Source organism: Streptomyces solincola (genome assembly GCF_002982015.1).
Classification (GTDB): Bacteria; Actinomycetota; Actinomycetes; order Streptomycetales; family Streptomycetaceae; genus Streptomyces; species Streptomyces solincola.
Map to the genome: position 1 here is coordinate 1 of NZ_PVLV01000522.1, position 7,272 is coordinate 7,272.

General features: G+C 72.3%; 5 protein-coding genes. 2 read left to right on the plus strand and 3 right to left on the minus strand.

Translation table 11 applies throughout. The features are described 5' to 3' along the window. Positions 1–8: 8 nt before the first annotated feature. Positions 9–962 (minus strand): hypothetical protein, encoded by a 954-nt coding sequence (locus C6N75_RS26205; RefSeq protein WP_105871356.1) that lies wholly within the window; start codon positions 960–962, stop codon positions 9–11. 428 nt (positions 963–1,390) lie between these two features. On the opposite strand from C6N75_RS26205, the gene C6N75_RS26210 reads away from it, so the two are divergent. Then, the gene (locus C6N75_RS26210; protein WP_105871359.1) at positions 1,391–3,133 is read left to right on the plus strand and encodes a chitinase; all 1,743 of its coding nucleotides are present in this window, start codon (positions 1,391–1,393) and stop codon (positions 3,131–3,133) included. Positions 3,134–3,155: 22 nt separating this feature from the next. Here the strand turns inward: C6N75_RS26210 and C6N75_RS26215 are convergent, their stop codons facing one another. Continuing rightward, on the minus strand, positions 3,156–4,469 hold the full coding sequence (locus C6N75_RS26215) for an Nramp family divalent metal transporter (protein ID WP_105871357.1): 1,314 nt from the start codon (positions 4,467–4,469) through the stop codon (positions 3,156–3,158). Positions 4,470–4,669: 200 nt separating this feature from the next. Between C6N75_RS26215 and C6N75_RS26220 the strand changes: the two genes are divergently transcribed. Next, positions 4,670–6,046, plus strand: coding sequence for a M14 family metallopeptidase (locus tag C6N75_RS26220; protein WP_105871358.1), 1,377 nt, complete (start codon positions 4,670–4,672; stop codon positions 6,044–6,046). Positions 6,047–6,118: 72 nt separating this feature from the next. Here C6N75_RS26220 and C6N75_RS26225 read toward each other — a convergent pair. Then, positions 6,119–7,272: GntP family permease (locus C6N75_RS26225; protein ID WP_105871360.1), on the minus strand; the 1,154-nt coding region annotated here is incomplete at its 5' end.

Consider the following 7,272-nt stretch of genomic DNA (forward strand, 5'->3'; position numbering starts at 1 on the left):
GGCCGGGGTCACCGGGGGCCGCCCGGGCGGGCGCCGGGCAGCGCCCGGTGCCGGGGTCCGGTCCGGCCGGGCGCGGGCAGCGCGGGCCCGTCGGCGTGCGCCCCGGGGGCGGCGGCGAGGACGGCGGGGCGGGCGTCCTCGGGCGTCGGGACCGGCGCGGCGCAGAAGCCGCAGCGGTCGCCTATCAGGTCGCCGCCGCACCAGGAGCAGGTCTCCCGGCGGACCGAGGCGACCAGCCGGTAGAGCACCGAGGGGTCGGGCAGGTAGGCGGCGAACTCGACCAGTTTCGCGGTGCCCCACCAGCGGGCGGAGGCGTCCGGGAGCGGGGCCTCGGCCACCGGCTGGACCCGCCAGGCGGGGGCGAGCGCGTCGGTGACCCAGGTGGCGGTGGACTGACCGCGGGCGACGACCAGGGCGGTGGCGAACTCCGGTCCGGGCAGGGCCGCGTCGGGAGCACCGGCCTTCACCAGGGTCGGGGTCGGGTTGGCCAGCACGGCGAACTGCGAGCCGGGCATCCAGGAGCGGGCGTGCGAGCCGAGGTCCACCGGGACCCGGTCGAGCCGGGCGACGGAGTGGAGCAAGGCGCCGGCGTAGACGTAGTGGGAGAGCAGCCGGGCGGCGGAGGCCAGCACTCCGGGGCTGAGGTCCCGATACGACAACTGCCGCATCTGGCGCACCAGGACGGCCAGGCCGAGTGGGGGCAGGTCGGTCTTCAGCAGGGCTATCCGGTCGGTCTCCAGGACCGCGCGGACGGTGTGCAGCCGCCGCTGGTGCGCGGCCGGCAACGAGGCCGGGTAGAGCACCAGCAGGTGGCCGTGCTGCTCGATGAGGACCTGTGCGTCGGCGACCGCGGCGTCCAGCGGCTGCGCGTCCGGCGGCGGCAGCAGGGCGGCGGTGGGCGTCTGGTGGTCGGTCGGCGGCAGCACCAGGTCGGCGCTGGTGACGGCGATGGCGGTCGGCACGGTCGTTCCCCGTTCAGCTCCGGTCCGCCGGCGTTCCGGCGGGCCGCAGACAGCAGTCCCGCACTCCCGGACTGTTCCTCACTGGCCCCGTGATCCCGGGCCGTCGCTCACCGGCCCCGCGATCTCGGACTGTCCCTCACTGCTCACTCCTGGTCATGCACGTGAAGCACTCTAACCACGTCTGCGGAGAGGGAGAACAGCTTTCGATCGGCCGCTCGGAAGGACCGGTGGGCGTTACGGGTGACCAATGGGGACGAAGGCGTCATCCGTTAACTCCCGTACCAACACGAGGGCTTGACAAGCGCATTGGTCTGGACCAACTTAGCGCCATCCCCGCTTCTCCTCCATGGCCCGCCGGGGCTCCTCCCCGCGCCCCGCGAAGGCCCCTCCCCCACGAAAGGCTCACCGTGGACACCGAGGACCGTACGATCACCACCGCCCGCGGCGGCGGCCGCGGCGCCCGCCGCCCGGGCCGCAGACTGCTCGGCGGCGGACTGGCGCTGGCCGTGGGCGCCGGATTCGCCCTGGTCGGCGCCACCGCCGGCACCGCCCAGGCCGCCGACGTCAACAACGCCAAGAACCCCGGCTTCGAGTCGGGGCTGGCGGACTGGAGCTGCTCGGCCGGCAGCGGGTCGGCCGTCTCCTCGCCGGTGCGCTCCGGGACCTCCGCCCTGCGCGCCGCGCCCGCCGGACAGGACAACGCCCGCTGCTCGCAGACGGTCAAGGTCAAGCCCAACTCCTCGTACACGCTCAGCGCCTGGGTGCAGGGCGGGTACGCCTACCTGGGCGCGACCGGCACCGGCACCACCGACGTCTCCACCTGGACGCCGGACTCCTCCGGCTGGAAGCAGCTCACCACCCGCTTCACCACCGGGGCGAGCACCACGGCGGTCACCGTCTACACCCACGGCTGGTACGGCCAGGCCGCCTACCTGGTCGACGACGTCTCGGTGCTCGGCCCGGACGGCGGGGGCGGCGGCACCGACCCCGAGCCCGGCGTCCCGGCGGTCCCGGCCGGGCTGAGCGCGGGCACGGCCACCACCTCCTCCATCGCGCTGAGCTGGAACGCCGTGTCCGGCGCCACCGGCTACCACGTCTACCGCGACGGCGCGAAGGTCCAGTCGGTCTCCGGCGCCTCGGCCACGGTGACCGGGCTGGCCGCCGACACCGCGTACTCCTTCCAGGTCACGGCCGCCAACACGGCCGGCGAGTCGGCCCGTTCGGCCGCCGTCAGCGCGCGCACCGCCAAGCCGAACGGCCCCGGACCGGACCCGGAGCCCAACCCGACCGTGCCCAAGCACGCGCTGACCGGCTACTGGCAGAACTTCGACAACGGCGCGACCGTGCAGAAGCTGCGGGACGTGCAGGCGCAGTACGACATCATCGCGGTGTCGTTCGCCGACTCCACCGCCACGCCCGGGCAGATCGTCTTCAACCTGGACCCGGCGCTGCGCTACTCCTCGGTCGCCGAGTTCAAGTCCGACATCGCCGCCAAGAAGCAGGCCGGCAAGTCGGTGATCATCTCGGTGGGCGGCGAGAAGGGCAACGTCACCATCAACAGCGACGCCTCCGCCACGGCGTTCGCGAACAGCGCCCACGCGCTGATGCAGGAGTACGGCTTCAGCGGCGTGGACATCGACCTGGAGCACGGGATCAACTCCACGTACCTGACCAAGGCGCTGCGCCAGCTGTCCGCCAAGGCCGGTCCGAACATGGTGCTGACCATGGCCCCGCAGACCATCGACATGCAGAACACGGGCACCGAGTACTTCAAGACGGCGCTGGCCGTGAAGGACATCCTGACCGTGGTCAACATGCAGTACTACAACAGCGGTTCCATGCTGGGCTGCGACGGCAAGGTCTACTCGCAGGGCTCGGTGGACTTCCTCACCGCGCTGGCCTGCATCCAGCTGGAGGGCGGGCTGGCCCCGTCGCAGGTCGGCCTCGGGGTGCCCGCCTCCACCCGCGGCGCGGGCAGCGGTTACGTCGCCCCCGCCATCGTCAACAACGCCCTGGACTGCCTGGCCCGGGGCATCAACTGCGGCCAGTTCAAGCCGTCCAGGACCTACCCGGGTCTGCGCGGCGCGATGACCTGGTCCACCAACTGGGACGCCACCGCGGGCAACGCCTGGTCGAACGCGGTGGGCCCGCACGTGCACAACCTGCCGTAGGCCCCGGGTGACTCGTCGAGGGTCACCAGGGCAGGTCGCGGACCTGCTGGACGCAGAGCACCACGAACAGCAGGCCCGCGGCCGTCAGCACGCCGTTGCTCAGCCGGCCGTTGCGCCACTCGGCCGGCGTGCGGGAGGAGTTGAGCAGCCAGACCAGGGTGAGCGCCAGGAACGGCATGAAGAACGCGCCGACCACGCCGTAGACGATCACCAGGCCGAACGGCTGGTCCAGGAAGAGCAGCGCCATCGGCGGAAAGGTCAGCCACAGCAGGTACGCGCGGAAGGGCAGCGACTTCTCCCGGGCGCCCGCCGCCACCTCCTCGGCGCCCGACTCGGCCCCGCCCGCACCGCGGGCCCTCATGTGCGCGGTGAAGTCGGCGAACAGCAGCGAGACGCCGTGCCACACCCCGATCAGCGAGGTGATGGAGGTGGCGAAGAAGCCGATCAGGAACAGCTTGGCGGTGGCGGTCCCGTAGCGGTCGGCGAGCACGTCGGTGAGGTCCAGCAGGCCCTTGTCGCCGGTGGCCAGCGCCACGCCGGTGGAGTGCAGCAGCTCCGCGCCGACGACCAGCATGGCGATGACGAAGATCCCGGTGGTGAGGTAGGCGACCCGGTTGTCCAGCCGCATCACCCGCATCCAGGACGCGTCGGTCCAGCCCTTGGCGTTGACCCAGTAGCCGTAGGCGGCCAGCGTGATGGTGCCGCCGACGCCGCCGATCAGGCCCAGGGTGTAGATCAGCGAGCCGTCCGGGAGGACCGGGGCGAGCCCGGCGAACGCCTCGCCCAGGTGCGGGGTGACCCGCACCGCCAGATAGACGGTCACCACGAACATGACGCCGACCAGCAGCGTCATCACCTTCTCGAACACGGCGTACCGGTTGAACCAGACGAAGACCAGGCCGGCCAGTCCGCACAGCACGGCCCACCACTTCAGGTCCATCACGTCCGGGAACAGCGCCTGGAGCGGCAGGGCGCTGGAGGACATGGCGGCCGCCCCGTAGACGAAGCCCCACACCGCCACGTACACGGCGAAGTAGCCGGTGGTCCACGGCCCGAGGCTGCGCCAGCCGTCGAAGAGGGTGCGCCCGGTGGCCAGGTGCCAGCGCCCGGCCGCCTCGGCCAGCGAGATCTTCACCAGGCAGCCGATGACGGCGGCCCACATCAGGGTGTAGCCGTACCTGCTGCCCGCGATCAGGGTGGCGACCAGGTCGCCCGCGCCGACGCCGGTCGCGGCGACCACGACGCCCGGCCCGATCGACCGCCAGCTCGCCCTGCGCAGCGGGGGCGCCGAAGCCGTCTCCGCCCCCGCTCCCGTGCCGTTGCTGCCGCCGCCCATGTCGCGCCGCCTTCCGTCGCCCACCGGAACGTGGGGGTGATCGTCGATCGGTACCCGGTCCGTACCCAGCGGCCCGGCCTCTCGCACGGGCGTGCGCGGACCGGACCCGGCCGAGATGCCATCTTGACCCGTTCATGCCATCACAGCACCATGCCTGCCACGGGGTCACCCGCCCCGTACCCCCACCGCAGGAGACTTCCATGCGACTTCGCATCCGCGGCAGGCTCGGACCGGCAGGTCCGGGCGGCCGGCGCAGGCGGTCCGCCACCCTCACGGCCGTGCTCGCGCTGGCTCTGGCCGCCCCCGTCGCGGCCACCACCACCGGGCAGGCGTCCGGCGAGGTGCCCGCCGCCCCGGCCGCCGTCACCGAGGAGGTGATCCGGCAGTACGAGATCCACGGCCCCGCGACCCCCGCCGAACGCACCGCCATCGCCGCCGCCGGCGTCTCGATCGACGAGGTGAGCGGCCACGCCGTGGTGGTCAGCGCCAATGCCCGCCAGGCCGCCGCGCTGCGCGCCCGGGGGCACAGGCTGGAGGCGCTGCCCCTCCCGCCCGCGCGGCGCGGCGCCACCGCCGCCGCCACGCCCTTCGACTTCCCCTCGGCCGACTCCCGCTACCACAACTACGCGGAGATGAACGCCGAGATCAGCCAGCGGCTCCAGCAGTACCCGAACATCATGAGCCGCCGGGTCATCGGCAGGAGCCACGAGGGCCGGGACATCGTCGCCATCAAGATCAGCGACAACGTGGCCACCGACGAGAACGAGCCGGAGATCCTCTTCACCCACCACCAGCACGCCCGCGAGCACCTCACCGTGGAGATGGCGCTCTACCTGCTGCGCGAGCTGGGCGCGGGCTACGGCTCGGACTCCCGCGTCACCAACGCGGTGAACAACCGCGAGATATGGATCGTGCCGGACCTCAACCCGGACGGCGGCGAGTACGACATCGCCAGCGGCTCCTACCGGAGCTGGCGCAAGAACCGCCAGCCCAACTCCGGCTCCTCGTACGTCGGCACCGACTTGAACCGCAACTGGAACTTCAAGTGGGGCTGCTGCGGCGGCTCCTCCGGCTCCACCTCCTCGGAGACCTACCGGGGCCGGGCCGCCGAGTCGGCCCCCGAGGTGAAGGTCGTCGCCGACTTCGTCCGCTCCCGCACGGTGGGCGGCAAGCAGCAGATCAGGGCCGCCATCGACTTCCACACCTACAGCGAGCTGGTGCTCTGGCCGTACGGCTACACCTACAACGACACCGCGCCCGGCCTGACCCAGGACGACCGGGACGCCTTCGCCGCCGTCGGCCGCAAGATGGCCGCCAGCAACGGCTACACCCCCCAACAGTCCAGCGACCTCTACGTCACCGACGGGTCGATCGACGACTACCTGTGGGGCGCGCACAAGATCTTCGGCTACACCTTCGAGATGTACCCGCGCGGCTCCTCCGGCGGCGGCTTCTACCCGCCCGACGAGGTCATCGAGCGCGAGACCTCCCGCAACCGGGACGCGGTGCTGCAACTGGTCGAGAACGCCGACTGCATGTACCGCTCCATCGGCAAGGAGCAGCAGTACTGCGCGTAGCCCCCTCGCGCACGCCCACGGGCGGCCCCGCCGGAGCACCGTCTCCGGCGGGGCCGCCCCGCGTCCGCGCGGCTACACCGCCAGGCTGAGCGCCGCCGCGACCGCGAAGCCGGCCAGGGACAGCACGGATTCCAGCACCGTCCAGGACTTGAGGGTGTCCCGCTCGGAGATGCCGAAGTACTTCGACACCATCCAGAAGCCGCCGTCGTTGACGTGCGAGGCGAAGATCGAGCCGGCCGAGATGGCCATGATCACCAGGGCCAGGAAGGGCTGGGAGTGGCCGGAGCCCTCCAGCAGCGGCAGCACGATGCCGGCGGTGGTGACGATGGCGACGGTGGCCGAGCCCTGGGCGACCCGCAGCACCAGGGAGATGAGGTAGGCCAGGACGATCACCGGCAGCCCGATGCCGTGGAAGGTGTCGGACAGCGCCTGGGCCACGCCGCTGGCCTTGAGCACCGCGCCGAAGATCCCGCCCGCGCCGACCACCAGCAGGATGTTGCCGACCGGCTTGAGCGAGGCGGTGGAGACCGACTCCAGGGACGCGCGCGACCAGCCCCGGCGGACGCCGAGCAGGTAGTACGCCAGCAGCAGGGCGATGGTCAGGGCGGTGAAGGGATTGCCGAAGAACTCGATCACCGAGCGGAGGGGGGAGGCGGAGAGGGTGATGGAGGAGAAGGTGGCGGCCAGGATGAGGACCAGCGGGGTGCCGATGACGGCGAGCACGGTGGCCAGGGAGACCGGGGCCTCGTCGGTGCCCTCGCGGTCGGCGGCGACGGCGGCCTTGGCGGCCTCGGCGGCCTCCAGCATGTCCTGCGGCACCGGCACGAAGACCCGCTTCCCGATCCAGGCCGCGTACGCCCAGGCGGCCAGCACGGCCGGGACGCCGACGGCCAGGCCCATCACGATGACCCAGCCGAGGGAGACCTTCAGCAGTCCGGCGGCGGCGACCGGGCCGGGGTGCGGGGGCAGGAAGGCGTGGGTCATCGACAACCCGGCGAGCAGCGGCATCGCGTACAGCAGGATCGATTTCCCGGACCTCTTCGCGGCGGCGTAGACGATCGGCGCGAGGACGAAGATGCCGACGTCGAAGAAGACCGGGATGCCGAAGATCAGGCCGGTCAGGCCCATGGCGAGCGGGGCGCGCCGCTCGCCGAAGAGGCGCAGCAGGCGGCTGGAGAGCGCCTCGGCGCCGCCGGAGACCTCCAGGATCGCGCCGAGCATGGTGC